13 protein-coding genes are annotated in these 17,516 nt (G+C 67.1%); 4 read left to right on the top strand and 9 right to left on the bottom strand.

Annotation, left to right across the window (positions count from 1 at the left end; translation table 11 throughout):
- Nucleotides 1-472 precede the first annotated feature (472 nt).
- Complete coding sequence (locus AC3A4T_RS13975) at nt 473-1,471, top strand: polyprenyl synthetase family protein (RefSeq protein ID WP_487675931.1); 999 nt, start codon at nt 473-475, stop codon at nt 1,469-1,471.
- A 490-nt stretch (nt 1,472-1,961) separates the two neighbouring features.
- Here the strand turns inward: AC3A4T_RS13975 and AC3A4T_RS13970 are convergent, their stop codons facing one another.
- The 4 genes from AC3A4T_RS13970 to AC3A4T_RS13955 form a co-directional block, all read right to left on the bottom strand.
- Nucleotides 1,962-2,762, bottom strand: a complete 801-nt coding sequence (locus AC3A4T_RS13970; protein ID WP_487675930.1) for a dienelactone hydrolase family protein — start codon at nt 2,760-2,762, stop codon at nt 1,962-1,964.
- Between the two features lie 134 nt (nt 2,763-2,896).
- Nucleotides 2,897-4,288 (bottom strand): UDP-N-acetylmuramoyl-L-alanine--D-glutamate ligase, encoded by a 1,392-nt coding sequence (murD, locus tag AC3A4T_RS13965; RefSeq protein WP_487675929.1) that lies wholly within the window; start codon nt 4,286-4,288, stop codon nt 2,897-2,899.
- Nucleotides 4,269-5,729, bottom strand: coding sequence for a UDP-N-acetyl-alpha-D-muramoyl-L-alanyl-L-glutamate epimerase (gene murL, locus AC3A4T_RS13960; RefSeq protein WP_487675928.1), 1,461 nt, complete (start codon nt 5,727-5,729; stop codon nt 4,269-4,271). Before murL ends, murD begins: the two co-directional genes overlap by 20 nt.
- 67 nt (nt 5,730-5,796) lie before the next feature.
- A complete protein-coding gene (locus AC3A4T_RS13955; RefSeq protein WP_487675927.1) occupies nt 5,797-8,394 on the bottom strand; it encodes a bifunctional aspartate kinase/diaminopimelate decarboxylase in 2,598 nt (865 codons plus the stop codon).
- 329 nt (nt 8,395-8,723) lie between these two features.
- On the opposite strand from AC3A4T_RS13955, the gene AC3A4T_RS13950 reads away from it, so the two are divergent.
- Entirely contained in the window at nt 8,724-9,605 is an 882-nt protein-coding gene (locus AC3A4T_RS13950) for a PhzF family phenazine biosynthesis protein (protein WP_487675926.1), read from the top strand.
- A gap of 161 nt (nt 9,606-9,766) precedes the next feature.
- Here the strand turns inward: AC3A4T_RS13950 and AC3A4T_RS13945 are convergent, their stop codons facing one another.
- Nucleotides 9,767-10,654, bottom strand: a complete 888-nt coding sequence (locus AC3A4T_RS13945; protein WP_487675925.1) for a bile acid:sodium symporter family protein — start codon at nt 10,652-10,654, stop codon at nt 9,767-9,769.
- Between the two features lie 90 nt (nt 10,655-10,744).
- On the bottom strand, nt 10,745-11,527 hold the full coding sequence (locus AC3A4T_RS13940) for a class II aldolase/adducin family protein (protein ID WP_487675924.1): 783 nt from the start codon (nt 11,525-11,527) through the stop codon (nt 10,745-10,747).
- A 149-nt stretch (nt 11,528-11,676) separates the two neighbouring features.
- On the opposite strand from AC3A4T_RS13940, the gene AC3A4T_RS13935 reads away from it, so the two are divergent.
- Nucleotides 11,677-12,378 (top strand): Crp/Fnr family transcriptional regulator, encoded by a 702-nt coding sequence (locus AC3A4T_RS13935; protein ID WP_487675923.1) that lies wholly within the window; start codon nt 11,677-11,679, stop codon nt 12,376-12,378.
- A 366-nt stretch (nt 12,379-12,744) separates the two neighbouring features.
- Here the strand turns inward: AC3A4T_RS13935 and AC3A4T_RS13930 are convergent, their stop codons facing one another.
- The 3 genes from AC3A4T_RS13930 to AC3A4T_RS13920 all read right to left on the bottom strand — a co-directional run bounded on the left by AC3A4T_RS13930 (nt 12,745) and on the right by AC3A4T_RS13920 (nt 14,852).
- The gene (locus tag AC3A4T_RS13930; protein WP_487675922.1) at nt 12,745-13,443 is read right to left on the bottom strand and encodes a glycine zipper 2TM domain-containing protein; all 699 of its coding nucleotides are present in this window, start codon (nt 13,441-13,443) and stop codon (nt 12,745-12,747) included.
- 102 nt (nt 13,444-13,545) lie between these two features.
- Nucleotides 13,546-14,259, bottom strand: coding sequence for an alpha/beta hydrolase (locus AC3A4T_RS13925; RefSeq protein ID WP_487675921.1), 714 nt, complete (start codon nt 14,257-14,259; stop codon nt 13,546-13,548).
- A 161-nt stretch (nt 14,260-14,420) separates the two neighbouring features.
- Entirely contained in the window at nt 14,421-14,852 is a 432-nt protein-coding gene (locus AC3A4T_RS13920) for an OsmC family protein (protein WP_036110342.1), read from the bottom strand.
- A gap of 561 nt (nt 14,853-15,413) precedes the next feature.
- Between AC3A4T_RS13920 and fusA the strand changes: the two genes are divergently transcribed.
- Nucleotides 15,414-17,462: an elongation factor G gene (gene fusA, locus AC3A4T_RS13915; protein ID WP_487675920.1), complete on the top strand. Its 2,049-nt coding sequence runs from the start codon at nt 15,414-15,416 to the stop codon at nt 17,460-17,462.
- The last annotated feature ends 54 nt before the right edge of the window (nt 17,463-17,516 follow it).

The raw sequence follows: 17,516 nt of genomic DNA, 5'->3' as shown, positions 1-17,516 counted from the left end.
CCCCTATCGCAATACGCAGTACGCACTGCTTAATAGGACACGGCTGCAAATAGTGTGCCATCCATCACATTGTGATTTCAACACAGTTCACATCAAAAACGAGATTTCGCCAGCAATAACCTGCCCCTGGTGGTCACCAAACTGACAATTTCCGGCAGTTTGGCAACGTGGCACCGACCGCTGGGGCTTCCTCGCGATGCGGCACATTGAACCAGTCCCGGTGGCAAACTTATTTCCACTCTCGATGTCAGACACTAGCGCTGTCAGCGCAGATAAAGCGTGAAAATACAGCGAGATGAGCCTCACGTTTAGACGTAAAAAGGCTGCAAATTATGAGTTATTCGACAACGTTCTGAATTCAGCTTCTTCAGTCAGAAGCGTGTACCGGGTCTCGTTAGCGACCGCCTGTGTGCGGACTGAGACACAAACCACACAAGCCCTATAATTCCTGTCCCCACGACCCGGCCGCCTCATGTCCTCCAGCGCTACGTCCCTGTCCGTCCCCGATCTGGCGAGCATCCAGGCCCTGGCCCACAACGACATGGCGGCCGTCGACGCCCTGATCCGACGCCGGCTGGCCTCGGACGTGGTGCTGATCAATCAGGTCGCCGAGTACATCGTCGGCGCCGGCGGCAAGCGCCTGCGGCCGATGCTGCTGCTGTTGGCGGCCGGCGCCCTGAACCACCGCGGGCCGGACGCGCACCAGCTCGCCGCCGTGGTCGAGTTCATCCACACCGCGACCTTGCTGCACGACGACGTGGTCGACGAATCCGACCTGCGCCGCGGCCGCAAGACCGCCAACGCGGTCTGGGGCAACGCCGCCAGCGTGCTGGTCGGCGACTTCCTGTACTCGCGCAGCTTCCAGTTGATGGTCGAACTCGACCGCCTGGAAGTGATGAAGATCCTCGCCGACACCACCAACGCCATCGCCGAGGGCGAGGTGCTGCAGTTGCTGCACGTGCGCAACCCCGACACCGACGAAGCCGCCTACCTGCGCGTGATCGAGCGCAAGACCGCGGTGCTGTTCGCCGCCGCGACCCGGCTGGGCGCGGTCCTGGCCGGCGCCGACGCGCGCGTGCAGCAGCGCCTGCACGACTACGGCATGGCCCTGGGCTACGCGTTCCAGATCGCCGACGACGTGCTCGACTACGCCTCCGACGCGCAGACCCTGGGCAAGAACCTCGGCGACGACCTCGCCGAAGGCAAAGCCACCCTGCCGTTGATCCATGCCATCGCGCACAGCGACGACGCCACCCGCGCGCGCCTGCGCGCCGCGGTCGAACACGGCGACACCGACGCCATGCCCGAGGTACTCGCCGCGATCCGCGCCACCGGCGGCCTGGACTACAGCCGTCGGCGCGCCGAGGACTACGCCGACGCGGCCGACGCGGCGCTGGAAGGGCTGGACGACAACGATTACACCGCCGCGCTGCGTGGGTTGGCGCGGTATGCGGTGAGGCGGGATCACTAGGGTTGGGCGCGCTGTGGCGCGCTTGTTTTGATCGTGCCTTAGCGCTTCGATCGTGAGTCAGCGGCGGCGGCCTTTGGGCCGCCGTTATTGTTTTTAGAGCGTAGTGCCGGTGTCGGAACGAGGGGTGTTGGTGTTGGTGTTGGTGTTGGTGCTGAGATGGTTGTTGGTAGCTAGCGGCTGTGGCCTTCAACCTAAGTAGTCAAGCAACTAGCCATGTAATTTATTCCTTGCCTCTCCCAGCCGTCATTCCCGCGAACGCGGGAATCCAGTGACTTCAAACGTTCTCGCACGAAGAGCCCTGGATCCCCGCCTTCGCGGGGATGACGTTCTGGAAGTTTCTCGCGCGAACGTCACTGGATTCCCGCGTTCGCGGGAATGACAACCTGAAAGATCCGTAGCAGATCGGACCGCCCGCAAGTTCGTCGAGCATTCGCAACAAAGCCTTTACGTCTCGCGCTTCGAACCTTGGCCTTCGATCATCGAATCCCGATCAATCCTTCTTGCCAAAGCGCTCAGCAAAAAATCCCCGCATCGCCGCGAACGACCGCTTCGAGGCACGTTCGTCATACCGGCAATTGTCCTGCGGCGGATTATTGGCGTTCTCGATCTCGGCGAAGCAATGCCGCGCGCCGCTGTAGTTGACCAGTTGCCAATCCGCGCCGGCCTCGTCCATTTCCTTTTCGAACGCGACGATGTCCTCATTCGGCACCGACTTGTCGGCGGCGCCGTTGAGCACCAGCACCGAGGTGTTGACCTTGACCCCGTTGCTCGGCAGATGCGCCTTGAGTCCGCCATGGAAGCTCACCACGCCGGCCAGGTTGGCGCCAGTGCGCGCCAGTTCCAGCACGGTCGAGCCGCCGAAGCAGAAACCCAGCGCGCCAATTTTCGATGCGTTCAACGGCGCGGTCTTGTCCTGCGCCTTCAACACCGCGACCGCTTCGCTCACCCGCTTGCGCAGGGTCGTGCCGCCGTCGGCGTAAGCCTTGCCGACCGCCGCCTTGGCCTCGTCCTTGTTCTTGGGCCGCACGTTCTTGCCGTAGACGTCGGCGATCAGCACGACGTAATCGTCGCCGGCGATGTCCTTGGCGTGCCCGATCGCGTTGTCGCTGACGCCCATCCAGTTCGGCACCATCACCAGGCCCGGACGCTTGATCGCGTTGACGTCGTCGAACACCAGCACGCCGCTGAAAGTCTCCTCGCCGATCTTCCATTCGACCGGTTTGGTCTGCATCGCCGCGAACGCGGGCGAGGTGCACAGCACTAACGACAGGGCAGCGGCGAGACGGCGCATGGTCGGACTCCGGTGTGGACGATGACGGCCAGCCTAACGCGTCCGGGTGACGGATGCGTGGGCGGGCGTAGACCCATTCGGCGCGCGAAACGCGGCATGGCCTGCGTTTCAGCGGCTATGCGCGCAGCGGATCGTCAGGCGATGCCCAGGCCGTCGATAGCGACGATCGCGTCGGGATCGAAGCCGGCCAGTTCGGCGAAATGCCGGCCGCGCGCGACATAGTCGCGATATAGGCCGAAACTCGGCGCGCCCGGCGACAACAGCACCGTGCCGCCGGCCTCGCCCAGCGCCGCGCGCGCCTGCGCCATCGCCTCGGCGAGGTCCTCGGCCGCGCTCAGGCGGAAATCCGACTTCGCCGCGATCGGCGCCAGCAGCGCGTGAATGCGCGGGCCGTTCTCGCCCATGGTCACGATCGCGACCGGCGCGCGCCGCCGCATCGCATCGGCGAAGGCCTGCCAGTCGATGCCGCGATCGTGGCCACCGACCAGCAGCGCGATGCGCCGATCCGAATAGCAATCCAGCGCCGCCAGACTCGCATGCGGCGTGGTGCTGATCGAATCGTTGACGTAAGCAATGCCATCGCGCGTGCCGAGCGGCTGCAGCCGGTTCGGCAACGGCCTGAAACTCGCGGCATGCGGCGCCAACGGTATCGCGTCGAGGCCGAGCGCTTCGATCGCGGTCAACACCGCGCATAGATTGCCGCGGTTGTGCCGTCCCGGCAGCGGCAGGGACGCGGTGTCCATGATCTCGCGATCGCCGCGCCACAGCGCGTCGCCGCGCAGATGCCAGCCGGCTTCATGACCGAACCAACGAATCTCGCTATCGGGCAACTTCAAGCCCGCGAGCACCGCATCGTTGGCGTTGAGCACCGCGATGCGCGGCTTGCCTTCGGTCAACAGCCGCAGCTTGTCTTCGACATAGCGCGCCTGCGAGCCGTGCCAATCGAGATGTTCGGGATAGATGTTCAGCGCGACCGCGACTTCCGGCCGCGCGCCGCTCGCACCGACGTCGCCGGTCTGGTAACTCGACAACTCGATCGCCCAGAACTCCGGCGGCTGCGGCGGGTCGAGCACTTCCAGCAAGGGCAGCCCGATGTTGCCGGCCAGCGCGGTGCGATGACCGCCGGCGCGCAGCAGATGCGCCAGCAGCGAAGTCGTGGTGCTCTTGCCCTTGGTCCCGGTCACGCAGACCGTGCGCGCGTCGCCGTGTTCGCCGAACCACAACGCGGTGCCGCCGAGAAAACGCGCGCCCTGCTCCACCGCCGCCAAGGCCTCGGCGCGATACGGACTGATGCCCGGCGACTTTATGATGATTTCGAACGCGCCCAGCCGCTCGGCGGTGGCCGCGGTTTCGATCGCCAACCGCACATCGCCGAGCGCGCGCGCATTGGCGGCTTCCTCGTGCGAACACAACAGGGTCAGCGCGAGTTCGGGCAGGCGCGAGCGGATCGCGCGATAGGCCGCGCGGCCTTCGCGGCCCCAGCCCCACAGCGCGACCGCGCGACCGTCAAGCTGCGAAATACGCACGCAACCGCTCCCACAGCCGCGGCGGCAGACGCTGTTCGTCGTCCAGGCTCAGCAGCGGCTCGATACGCAGATCGTCGTCGCCCAGTTGCGGACGGATCTCGCGCGCGAAACGCTCGACCAGGGCGTCTTCGCGCCATTCCGGACGCTCGCTCAGCGCGGCCATCGCCGCGCGCGACTCGCGGCCTTCGCCGACGCATTCGAACGGCTTGTGGTTGCGGTATTCGAGCAGCGCGTCGTAGCCCTCGGTCTGGCCCGGATCGTCGAGCAAGTTGCGGCCGAAGATGCCGACCAAGCGAGGCTTGGTCATGAAGGGTGCCAACGCCAGGAACACGAAGTGGCACTTGGGACACACCCCACACCACCGACTCGCCGGTCGCTCGCCGAGGATATGGAAATTGCGATTGCAACTGCTGAAATGCGCGTCGTAACGATCGCTGCGCGCGAACTGCCGCGCCACCGCCAGCTCGCTGAGCGGACGCAGCAGCGAGTAGTAATGCAGATCGGCCGCGACATGCCGCTGCACGTAGTCGCCGAACGCCTGCTCGCAGGCCCAGCCCTTCGACCACTGATGATTCACCTCGCCGGTGCCTTCGATCAGGCTGCCATAGCTGGCCGAGCGTTCGTTGGAGAACACGACTTGATCGACGCCGTGCAACAGCGCCGCCAGCACCATGATCGCCGAGTTCACCACCGTGACCGGGATGTGCCCGTTGTAGGCGCCCTGGCGATTGAGTTCGAACAGCTGCGGCGCGAGCGCGCGGCCGAGGTTGAGGGTCGGCAGCTCGGTGCGCGCGGCGCAGGCCGCGATCAGCTGCGAACCGCCGATCCAGGTGACCGTCTGTTCGATGCCGAGCGCGCGCAGCGCTTCGATGCTGACCAGCGAGTCCTTGCCGCCGCCGATCGCGACCAGGGCGTGTTCGCGCAGGCCGAGCGCGGGGGCGCGGCCCTCACCCCGGCCCTCTCCCGCAGGCGGGAGAGGGAGACCATCAAGAGTAGACGCATCACCGCTGTTGCTCCCTCTCCCGCTCGCGGGAGAGGGCTGGGGTGAGGGCACGCGCCCACCCACGGGAAACCGAATCTTCCCATGCAGATTCAAACCATTGCGATACGCGAATTCACCGAGCCCGTTGACATAAATCAACTCCAGCAAGCCCGCCGCATCGGCGTCGATCGCATACGAATCGATGCGGATCTCTTCCGGCACCGCCGCCTTGAAATAGCTCACGCCGGCGATCAGATGCAGTAGACGCAACGCCTGCTCTACCGCGCGTTCGCGCGCGCCGTCCAGGACGAACGGCGCGCCCGGAATGGTGATGGTTTCGATCAGTTCCGGGCCGTCGTCGAAGGCATACACCAGTTCGGCGATGCCGGTGGCGGCATCGAGCTGGCAGCGGACGAAACGGAAGGCGCGAACCGCGTCGCGTTGGAATTGGGCACTCACAAGCGTTTTCCCGAAATCAGAACAAGGCGCGCGCAGGGGTTGGATGCGGTCGTGGATGCGGTCGATCTCATTCGATCACCTCCTCGGCCGGCAGCGCGCGCAGGTTGTAGGTATTGGCCATCGCCATGCCGTAGGCGCCGGTGTCGGCGACGAGGATGACGTCGCCTTCCTCGGTCGCGATCGGCATCGGCCGGCCGCGGCCGAGCACGTCGCTGCTTTCGCACACCGGGCCGACCACGTCGAACGCGGCGACCGCGCTGTCGTCGAAGCGGCTCAGGTTGTGGATGCCGTGGTAGGCCTCGTACATCGCCGGACGCATCAGCGCGTTCATGCCGGCATCGCAACCGATCCGGCGCACGCCGTCCTTTTCGATCACCTGGGTCACCGCGAGCAGCAGCACGCCGCTTTCGGCCACGAGGTAACGGCCGGGTTCGATGATCAACCCATAACGCGGGTACGCGGCCTTGATTTCATCCAGGCCGGCGCGCCACTGCGCCAGATCGAACAGCGGCGCTTCCGGCGTGTAGGCGATCGGCAAACCGCCGCCGATGTCGATGGTCTCGATCGTGCCGACGCTGTCGGCCAATCCAGCCAGGCTGGCGTAAACGCCGCGCCAGTGCTGCGGATCGTCGATGCCGCTGCCCAGGTGCGCGTGCAGGCCGCTGATGCGGATGTCGAGCTTGCGCGCCTCCTCGATGAAAGCGTCGAAACGCGACAGCGGCAGGCCGAACTTGGCCGCGACGCCGCCGGTGCGGACTTTCTCGTGATGGCCTTCGCCGTGACCGAGGTCCAGGCGCAGCCACAGGGTGCGGCCGCGGAACAATTCGGGCCAGCGTTGCAGCGCTTCGATGTTGTCGAGGGTGACAATCACCCCGCGCTTGAACGCGGCTTCGTACTCGCGTCGCGGCGCGAAGCTCGGGGTGAACAACACCCGCTCGGGCGCCATGTGCGGGATCGCGGCGAATACGCGCTCGATCTCGGCCAGCGACACGCATTCCAGACCGAAGCCTTCGCCGACGATCGTCTTGAGCACGGCCGGATGCGAATTGGCCTTCATCGCGTAGAAGCAACGATCGACCGCCTCGGTGCCGATCAGCGAGCGCGCGCGTTCGCGCACGGTCGCCAGGTCGTAGACGTAGCGCGGGGTGCCGGCATCGGCCATCGCCAGCAAGCGTTCGCGCCGGCCCTGCCACCACGCCGGCGCGCGTTGCGGCTTGCCGTGCGCGATCTCGCGCCAGCTCGGGCCGAACACGCTGTCGTCGCGCACCGGCATCGCGCCGCCGCGGATCAGTTCGTGATGCAGATGCGGCAACAACCCGTCGGCGTCGGCCTCGTCGATCACGAAGGTCAGGTTGAGGTCGTTGGACGACTGCGAAATCAGATGCACGCGCTCGCGCCCGAACGCGGCCCAGATATCGGACAAGCGATGCAGCAGCGAGCGCATGCCGCGGCCGACCAGGGTGATCGCCGCGCACGGCGCGATCACTTTGACCCGGCACACCTCGGCCAGATCGGCCGACAGCGCTTCGAGCACGTTGCTGTTGACCAAATTCTCGCTCGGATCCAACGACACGGTGACGTTCGTTTCCGACGAACCGATCAAGTCGATCGACAGCCCATGCCGCTTAAACCGCTCGAACACATCGGCCAGGAAGCCGACCTGCTGCCACATGCCGATGCTTTCCATCGACACCAGCACGATGCCGTTGCGGCGGCTGATCGCCTTGACCCCGGGCACCGTCGCCGCGCTGGCGTCGATGCGGGTGCCGGGCAGATCGAAACGCTCGGTGTCGAGAATCGCCATCGGCACGCCGGCGTCTCGGCACGGCGCGATCGAACGCGGATGCAGCACCTTGGCGCCGGTGGTGGCGATTTCCTGGGCCTCGGCGTAGTCCAATCGCGCCAGCAGGCGCGCGTCGGGCACTTCGCGCGGATTGGCGCTGAACATGCCGGGCACGTCGGTCCAGATTTCCACCCGCTGCGCTTTCAGCAACGCACCGAAGTACGCGGCCGAGGTGTCGGAGCCGCCGCGGCCGAGAATCGCGGTGCCGCCGTCGCCGTGGCGGGCGATGAAGCCCTGGGTGATCAGCATCGCGGTCGGCTGCGCGTCGAAGCGTTCGGCGAAACCCGCTTCGGCCTGATGCCGGCAGTTCACCGACAGACGCTGCGCCCACTCGGTCGCGTTCGGCAGCGACACCGCGTCGAGCCAGTCGCGCGCGTCGCACCACCCGAAGTCGAGCCCCTGCGAACGCAGGTAAGCGGCACCTAACGTGGACGACAGCAATTCGCCCTGCCCCAGCACCTCGGCCTGCCAGTCCAGCGCGCGGCTCGCCGCGCGCGGATCGGTTTCCAACGCAACCAGTTTCGCCAGGCGTTCGCCGAGCACCGTATCCGGGTCGAGATCGAGTTCGGCGCAGAACGTGCGATGACGCTCGACCAGACCGGCGAAACGCGCGGCGATGCCGTCGTCCTGGCCGGGCGCGGCATACGCGATCGCCTGCAGTTCGTTGGTCACGCCCGACAACGCCGAGACCACCACCAGCACGCGCCGGCCGTCGTCTTTCAGGCGTTTCGAAGCCAGGCGTCCGATCGTGTCCCAACGGTTGCGGCGGGATACCGAAGTACCACCGAACTTGAGCACCACCCAGCCTGTCGCTTGCGCCACCACAGTCTTCCTCGGTTGTCGTTACGGGTTTCAAGCCCCGGCGAAGGCCGGGACAGGTCGATCGACCCGCGCGCCGCATCGATGCGCCGCCGCGGGGTTGCACACTTGCCGGTCCTGCGCGCCTAGAATCGCGTGCTTGCCATCGCGCGCGCCCGGGGTCCGGGCATGAGGCGACGATTCTAGTCGAAGCGGCCGGGTCCCGAACGGGGATGGTCGGATTGCTGGCTTCGACGGCTCGCTCAGGCCGCTTGCCCGGCCGAATCTTCAATCCGCTCCATCTGCGTTTTCTCACTGCTCCCCACTCTTTCCTCTCTCATGGCCCCACCCGAATGACGCAACGCCGCTATCTGCAACTGGACGTGTTCGCCGACCGGCCCGGCGCCGGCAATCCGCTGGCCGTGGTCCTCGACGCCGACGGCCTCGACGACGCCGCCATGCAGGCCATCGCCCGCTGGACCCGCCTGCCCGAAACCACCTTCGTGTTTCCGCCGAGCCAGCCTGGCGCCAGTTACCGCATCCGCATGTTCAGCCCGCGCCGCGAGGTGCCGTTCGCCGGCCATCCCAGTGTCGGTACCGCCTGCGTGGTGCTCGAGGCCGGGCTGGCGACGCCGGTCGACGGCGTGCTGGTGCAGGAAGGCGTCGCCGGGCTGCTGCCGCTGTCGGTGAGCGGCGAAGGCGAGTCGCGCACGATCGCGGTGCGCACGCCGCGCGCGCGGGTGGTCGAGACTGCCAGTGCGACCGATCCGCGCCTGGCCGACACTTTGCGCAATATGTCCCTAGGCGCATTGCCGCCCGCGCTGATGGACGGCGGCCGCCGCTGGTGGCTGGCCGAACTGCGCGACGAAGCCGCGTTGCGCGCCGCCCGCCCGGACTGGGCCGCGATCGGCGCGCTGGCCGAAAGCACCGAGAGCATGGGCCTGTGCGCGTTCGCGCGCGCCGACGCCGGGCGGGACTACGACCTGGTCGTGCGCGCCTTCGTCGGCGCTCCGGCGCAGTTCGAGGACGCCGCTTCCGGCGCCGCCAACGCCACCCTGGCCGCGTGGCTCAACCACAACGGCGCCCTGCCCGGCCGCGACGGGCGCTATACCGTCAGCCAGGGCCGCGAAGTCGGCTTCGACGCGCGCCTGGAGCTGCGCGTGGACGGCGACGGCGAGGTGTGGTCGGGCGGGCGGGTCAGCAACGTGGTGCGTGGGTCGATCGATTGGCGTTGAGGCTGCGTGGCCCTCACCCCAACCCCTCTCCCGCAAGCGGGAGAGGGGCTTTAGTGCAGTTCTTCTCCCGCTTGCGGGAGAAGGTGGCCCGAAGGGCCGGATGAGGGCGCACGCAGGCTAAGTACCACTCATCTCAAATCCGCGAGTCTCTGTAACAACCGTCAAACCGCCGCCGCGCGCGCCTGCTCCCGCGCCACCGCGCGCCGCCCCAGTACCACCACCGCGAACGCCGGCAGGTACATCAGCAAGCCGTACATCGCCGCGGGCACCGCGACCTGCGGCGAGTTCAACAAGGTCAGCGCGATCACGATCGCCAGGGTGCTGTTCTGCACGCCGACTTCCATCCCGACGGTGATCGAATCGCGCAAGTCCAGCCCGCTCAACCGCGCCAGCGCGAAGCCGCCGCCGATCGCCGCGCTGCACATCAGCAGCGCCGCCGGGCCCAGTTCGGGGAGAGTACGCAGCAACAGATCGTGCTGGGTGACGCTGATCGCGACGATCAGCAACAACAGCAGCAACAAGGCGAAGCGGCTGACCCACGGCTCGATGCGCTGCGCCAGCGCTGGCGCGAAACGCCGCAAGCCCATGCCGAGCAATACCGGCACCAGCACCAGCGCGGCCAAGTGCATCACCGTCTGGCCCACCGGCAAGCGGATCTGGCGGGTTTCGCCGCCGAACCAGTCCAGCGCCAGGTTGACCAGCAACGGCACGCTGATGAACGTCACCAGCGCGCTGATCACCGTCAAGGTCACCGCCAGCGCGACATTGCCGCGGGCGAGAAAGGTCAGCGCATTGGAACTGCTGCCGCTCGGACAGGCCGCGACCAGCACGAAGCCGACGGCGAATTCCAGCGAGTTCGGAAACAGCCACGCCACCGCGAAACCGAGCAGCGGCAGCAGCAGGTAGTGGCCGATCAGGCCGATCGCAACCGGCTTGGGGTGCTGGCCTATGCGGCGGAAGTCCGCGCCGCTGAGGGTCAGGCCGATGCCGCACATGATGATGGCGATGGCGATCGGCAGACCGATCTTGAGCAACAGGCTGTCCTGCACGAAGGATCTCCTGACCACGGGGTATACGAGCCGGCGCGATGCCGGCGGCTGGACCGCTGATGCGCGAAGCTGGCACCGCGCGAAGCCGACTCAGCGATCGTAGCCCGGATTGTGCCGCTGCAATCGCCGCAACAGCGACGGCCACGCCAGCGCGCCGCCGAGCCCGCGCGTGACCTGCGCGGCCTGGGCCTGGATGCCGGCGAGGATCGGCGCGGGAATACGCAACAAGTCGCCCCCGCCGGCCATCGCCCGTACCTGGATCGCACACGCGGCCTCGAAGATGTACATCGCCAGGAACGCATCGGCGACGCTCGCGCCGACCGTCAGCAGGCCATGGTTGCGCAGCATCAGGAAGGTATTGCGTCCCAGATCGCGCACCAGCCGCGGCTTCTCCTCGTCGTTGAGCGCCACGCCCTCGTAATCGTGATAGCCCAACGCGGCCAGCACGAACAGCGACTGCTGCGAGATTGGCAGCACCCCGTCGCGCTGCGCCGACACCGCGACGCCGTTGAGCGAATGGGTGTGCATCACGCACAAGGCGTCGTCGCGCGCGGCGTGCACCGCGCTGTGGATCACGAAGCCGGCCGGGTTGACCGGGATCGGTTGCTCGCTGCTCGCCTCGTCCACCGGCAGGCCGTCAAGGCCGATCTTGACCAGCGACGAAGCGGTGATTTCGTCGAAGCCCATGCCGTAGCGATTGATCAGGAAACGATGCTCGGGCCCGGGAATGCGCGCGGTCAGATGGGTGAACACCAGATCGTCCCAGCCGAACAGCGCGACCAGCCGGTAGGCCGCGGCCAGGTCGACCCGCAGCGCCCATTCGGCTTCGGCCGACGCCGCGTGCGCATCGCCGTCGTGCTTGCTCGTCTGCATGGTCGTTCCCCTTCGCGGTCCAACGGGCACAATAGCCCCGCGCGCCAGCGCCGACCGTCGGCTTGCCGACAGTCGAACCCTTCGCTGTAATCGAATCATCCGCACAGGCCGCCATGCAGGATCGCCCCGCGCCCGCTCGCCACGCCGACATGACCGACCCCGCGCTGAGCGCGGATCCGTGGCTGCGCGATCTGTCGCCGGAACTGGTCGCCCACCTGCAGGCGATGTCGCTGCGTCGGCGCCTGCGCGACGGCGAGCGGCTGTACGCGCGCGGCGACGCCGCCGAAGGCCTGTACGGCGTGGTCCGCGGCCGCATCCGCCTGAGCGTGCCGACCCCGAACGGACGCGAGGTATTGTTCGTTCTGTTCGAACCGGGCAGCTGGTTCGGCGAGGTGTCGATGTTCGACGGCGAACCGCGGCCGCAGGATGCGCACGCGATCGGCGACAGCGAAATCCTGCTGCTACCGCGCCTGCGTTTTCTCGCTTTGCTCGACGAACACCCCGAGCTGTATCGCGGCTTCACCCGCCTGCTGTGCCGCAAGCTGCGCACGGTGCTCGATTACGTCGAGGACGCGCTGACCCTGCCGTTGGCGGCGCGGCTGGGCAAGCGTCTGCTGCAACTGGCGCAGGTTTACGGTGTCGACGAAACCGACGGCCGCCTGATCGATCTGGCGCTGCCGCAGGACGATCTGGCGAGCATGCTCGGCGCGACCCGGCAAAGCGTGAGCAAGGAACTCAAGGCCTGGGAACAGCAGGGCTGGATCGGCCTGCGTTATCGGCATGTGGTGTTGCGCGACGAGGCGGCATTGGCGCGGATGGTGGCGCGGGCTTCGGGGTTGCCCGAGCCCTGAGCCGCTGGGCCTGTCTGCATCGGATGCGGCGCACGCGGCGCGTAACGCTCAAACAAGCAACGTGCAACGAAGAACGCTGGGACCTCGGGGTCCCATGCAAGCGTCACGACCTCGCGATCACCACGCAAGCGCGGTGGCGCGGTCGCGGCTCGCGCCGCTCCTACAGTGAGAAACGAAACCGCGGCCGCCCCCTGTAGGAGCGGCGTGAGCCGCGACCGCGACATTACAACCACGGCGCAAGCAACAACACGGCGGCAATATCTACCGAATGAGCCGTACCAATCGGATCAACCGGGCATCGTCCCGATGTTCCGTCCGCGAACCAAACATCAAGCAACAGCGTCCAGCGCGCCCCAACCGAACCAATCAATCCGGCCGCACATCCACCCGCACCCGAATCCGATCGCCGGGGTTGTGATCGGTGCGGGTGCGATAAGTCTTGCCGGCGTATTCGTACGTCACGTCGTAACCGCTGACCGAGCGCTCGCCGTTGTTGCCGGTCGGGTAATAGTTACCGTTGTCCTGGACCGGATCGCAGACCCGCACCATGCCGCTGCGCGGCGGCTGCTGGCTGCGCTTGTTCTGTTCGTAGATGCTCTTGCCGGCCATGCCGCCCACCATCGAGCCGATCGCCGAGGTCGCATAGCGCGCGCTGCCGCCGCCGACCTTGCTGCCGAGCACCGCGCCGACGATGCCACCGACCACGGTCGCGGCCATGCGACCGCCTTCGGTGCCGGTGCTGCGGCGCTCGCCGCCGTTGGGATCGTAATAGGAATCGCCGCTGCGGTTGTCGCCGCCGTAATAGCTGTCGCCCTGCACATAGGCCGGACGCTCGTAGCAACGCGGGCCGGTGCTGGCCGGCTGGGTGCGGTATTCGTCGAACACCGGATCGACCCGGATCACCCGGGCGAAATCGATCTGCGAGCTGTAGCCGGCGTTGCCGCTGGTCTGCGGATACGTGTTCTGCGGGTAGTTGTTCTGCGGGTAGCCGTACGACTGCGCCGAAGCGATGCCGGTGGCGGCGGTCAGCGCCAGGCCCAGGACGGTGACGAGCGAGCGATTCATCATGGACTCCAGACGCCGGGATGGCGCGATGCGGATCGTCGGGCCGCGGCGGTCAACCCGGGCTGAATGCGGCCGCCCCGGCCCCGCGCGGGCGCGCGACGTTTACCTCGCCGACAGCCAGTCGGCGACCGCCACGGCGGTGCCGGCGGCGTCGCGGCCGAGCAGCGGACCGACGTGACTGCCGTGCGGGTACCGCCACAAGGTCGCACCGAGCGCCTGAGCGAACTGTGCGGTGGTTCGCGCAGCGACATCCTGGTCGCGCTCGGAGGCGAGGCACAGCACCGGCCCGACCGGCGCGGGCGCCTCGACCCCGGCGTAGGCCTGGCGCAGGACCCGGCCGGATTCGTCGCGCCAGCGGCGCAGCGCGTACAGGGCCGCGGCTTCGTCGGCGTCGGGCATGGCGCGCCGGGTCGAGGCCAGGCGCGCGTCACGGCGCCAGGGTACGAGCGCGGGCCTGTCGCGCGACGGCAGTTGCGCCGCCCACGGCGCCGGCGGCAGCGGGTTGATCAGCACCAGCGCGTCGGCCCGATCCGCGCACAGCATCGCCAGCAGGCCGCCGAGGCTGGCGCCGATCAGTGCGCACGGGCGCGGCAAACCGGCCAGCGCCACGCGGACCTGATCGCGATAGTCGTCCAGCGAGGTCGCGGCTAAACCGTCGGCTGCGGGCTGCAAGTCGGGCGCGAGAGTGATGAAACCCCGCGCATGCAGGACCTCGCGCCACAGGTTCCATTCCCAGCCGCCGGCGCCGGCGCCGTGGATCAGCAGGGCGTGGCGGATTGGCGGGTTGCGGCGCGGGTGGGTGGAAAGATCGTGCAAGGCCGGGGTTTCGTCGTCGGTTAAGTGGCGCGGTCGCGGCTTACGCCGCTCCTACAGGGGCGAGCCGACATGGCCTCCCTGTAGGAGCGGCGCAAGCCGCGACCGCGTTGTTACAACTTTCGAACGCAACAGTCACGAAGGCCGAATCGCCTCGCCCTCCATCAGGCCAGTTTCGCCTCCAGGCTGATCGGCACCGCGCTGAGCGCCTTAGACACCGGGCAATTGGCCTTGGCGTCCTCGGCGATCGCCTGGAACTTGGCCGCATCGATCCCGGGTACCTCGGCGGTCACCTTGAGCCGGATCTGCGACAGGGTCGGACCGCCTTCCATCGACAGGTCGACCTCGGCGCGGGTGTCGAGCTTGGCCGGCGGATGCCCGGCTTCGCTGAGCTTGGCCGACAAGGCCATGGTGAAGCAGCCGGCGTGGGCCGCGGCGATCAGTTCTTCGGGATTGGTGCCCTTCTCATCGCCGAAGCGGCTGTTGAAACCGTAACGGGTGTTGTCGAGCAGACCGCTCTGCGGCGTGCTCAGCTTGCCCTGCCCGCTCTTGAGATCGCCTTCCCAGTGTGCGGTGGCATGACGCGAGATACCCATGGTGTAGCTCCGGCTGATGAGGAGCGCACAGGGTAGCGGGGTGGGCGTTAAGAGCCAGGAACGAGTGCAGAGGAGTGAGGAGTGAGTAAGAGCACGAGCGTCGCCCACTCGTTTCTCACTCCTTCGAACTCCCTCCTCGCCCGCCCCACTCGTTTCTCACTCCTCTGCACTCGTTCCTGGCTCCATGCCGCATCGCAACACAAGCAACCGCCAAGCAGTGCTCGCTTCGACAGGAACGAGTGCAGAGAAGTGAGGAGTGAGTAAGAGCACGAACGTCACCCACTCGTTTCTCACTCCTGCGAACTCCCTCCTCGCCCGCCCCACTCGTTTCTCACTCCTCTGCACTCGTTCCTGGCTCCATGCCGCAACGCAACACGCGCAACCGCCAAGCAGTGCGCGCTTCGCGCGGCCGGGCTTGACCCACCCTGCCGCCTGCGGGAGTCTGTGATTCCCGGCGACCCGCCGGCCCGCCATGACCGCCCGCCGAGCGCCACGCTCGGGCGCGCAGCGCGGACAGCCATGACGGCCTTCCCCACCCTTGCCTCAGGGAGAAGTCCGCTCATGTCCTACAGCACAGAATCGATTCGCAACGTGGCCCTCGCGGGTCACCCCGGCGCCGGCAAAACCACGCTCTTCGAAGCCCTGCTGCAGGCCGGCGGCGCAGTCCAGACGGCAGGCACCATCGAACGCGGCAGCACGGTGTCGGATTTCGACCCGATCGAGAAGCAACGCGGCCACTCGATCGACGCGGCCATCGCCAGCACCGACCATGCCGGCATCCACGTCAACCTGATCGACACCCCCGGCTATCCCGATTTCCGCGGCCCCACCCTGTCGGCGCTGGCCGCGGTCGAAACCGTGGCGGTGGTGGTCGATGCCGACAGCGGCGTCGCCTACGGCACCCGCCGGATGATGGAACACGCCAAGGCGCGCGGCCTGTGCCGGGCGATCGTGATCAACAAGATCGATCATGAAGGCGCCGATCCGGGGCGCGTGCTCGACGCGATCCGCGAAAGCTTGGGCCCCGAGTGTCTGCCGGTGAACCTGCCGGCCGACGGTGGTCAGCGGGTGGTCGACTGTTTCGGCAGCAATCAGGGCGACAGCGATCTCGGCGTGGTCGCCGACTGGCATCAGAAGATCATCGACCAGGTGGTCGAGATCAACGAAACCGTGATGGAGCACTACCTCGATCTCGGCGAAGGCGGGCTGTCGGGTGAGGAACTGCACGACGCCTTCGAACAATGCCTGCGCGAAGGCCATCTGGTGCCGGTGCTGTTCTGTTCGGCGCGCAGCGGGGTCGGGGTCAAGGAACTGCTCGACGTCGCCGAGCACCTGTTTCCGCATCCGGGCGAAGCCAATGCGCCGCCGTTCCTCAAGGGCATCGGCGACGAAGCCAAGCCGATCATGGCCGTGCCCAACGCCAAGGCGCACGTGATCGCCGACGTGTTCAAGATCGTCAACGATCCCTTCGTCGGCAAGCTCGGGGTGTTTCGCGTTTATCAGGGCACCGTGCGCAAGGACACCCAGTTGTTCGTCGACGACGGCAAGAAGCCGTTCAAGGTCGGGCATCTGTTCAAGCTCAAGGGCAAGGACCACGTCGAGATCGAGCAGGCGATCCCCGGCGACATCGCCGCGGTGGCCAAGGTCGAGGACCTGCATTTCGACGCGGTGCTACATGACAGCCACGACGAAGACCACATCCATCTGGCGCCGCTGAATTTCCCGCGGCCGATGTTCGGCCTGGCGGTCGAAGCGGCGAGCAAAGGTCAGGAGCAGAAGCTCGCCACCGCGCTGCATAAGCTGGCCGAGGAAGATCCCTGCTTCCATGTCGAACATGAAATCGAAACCAACGAAACCGTGATCCGTGGCCTGTCGGATCTGCACCTGCGCATCAACATCGACCGGCTCAAGGACAAGTACGGTGTGGAGGTCAAGGCGCGGCCGCCGCGCATCGCCTATCGCGAAACCGTCGCCGGCAAGGCCGAAGGCCATCATCGCCACAAGAAACAGACCGGTGGCGCGGGCCAGTTCGGCGAAGTGTTCCTGCGGGTCGAACCCTTGCCGCGCGGCGGCGGGTTCGAATTCGTCGACGAGGTCAAGGGCGGCACCATTCCGGGCCAGTTCCTGCCGGCGGTGGAGAAAGGCGTGCGCCAGGTGCTGCACGACGGTGCGGTCGCCGGTTATCCGCTGCAGGACGTGCGGGTGATCGTGTACGACGGCAAGTACCACAGCGTCGACAGCAAGGAAGTGGCGTTCGTCGCCGCCGGCAAGAAGGCGTTTCTCGACGCGATCGGCAAGGCGCGGCCGCAGGTGCTCGAACCGATCGTCGAACTGGAGGTCAACGCGCCCGAGCAGCACATGGGCGACATCAGCGGCGGCCTGGCCAGCAAGCGCGCGCGCATCAGCGGGACCGACAGCATGCGCGGCGGCGAGATCGTGGTGCGCGCGCAGGTGCCGTTGTCGGAGCTGGAAGGCTATGCGGCCGAGCTCAAGTCGGTGACCGCCGGACGCGGCCGCTACTCGCTGGATTTCAGTCACTACGAACCGGTGCCGGGGCACGTGCAGCAGAAGCTGGTCGAGGCCTACAAGCCGCGGCACGAGGAGGACTGAACACCCGCGCTGCCATGCAGGTCCGGCCGCCGCGCGCGGTGTCCGGGCCTGACG

It is taken from the genome of Lysobacter sp. Soil_N_51 (assembly GCF_057655755.1).
This window is presented reverse-complemented; position numbering and strand designations above follow the sequence as displayed.

Coding starts and splice junctions, on each gene's coding strand:
- AC3A4T_RS13975 (WP_487675931.1), top strand. CDS start 473: ATGTCCTCCAGCGCTACGTCCCTGTCCGTCCCCGATCTGGCGAGCATC.
- AC3A4T_RS13970 (WP_487675930.1), bottom strand. CDS start 2,762: ATGCGCCGTCTCGCCGCTGCCCTGTCGTTAGTGCTGTGCACCTCGCCC.
- AC3A4T_RS13950 (WP_487675926.1), top strand. CDS start 8,724: ATGACGCAACGCCGCTATCTGCAACTGGACGTGTTCGCCGACCGGCCC.
- AC3A4T_RS13940 (WP_487675924.1), bottom strand. CDS start 11,527: ATGCAGACGAGCAAGCACGACGGCGATGCGCACGCGGCGTCGGCCGAA.
- AC3A4T_RS13935 (WP_487675923.1), top strand. CDS start 11,677: ATGACCGACCCCGCGCTGAGCGCGGATCCGTGGCTGCGCGATCTGTCG.
- AC3A4T_RS13930 (WP_487675922.1), bottom strand. CDS start 13,443: ATGAATCGCTCGCTCGTCACCGTCCTGGGCCTGGCGCTGACCGCCGCC.
- AC3A4T_RS13920 (WP_036110342.1), bottom strand. CDS start 14,852: ATGGGTATCTCGCGTCATGCCACCGCACACTGGGAAGGCGATCTCAAG.
- fusA (WP_487675920.1), top strand. CDS start 15,414: ATGTCCTACAGCACAGAATCGATTCGCAACGTGGCCCTCGCGGGTCAC.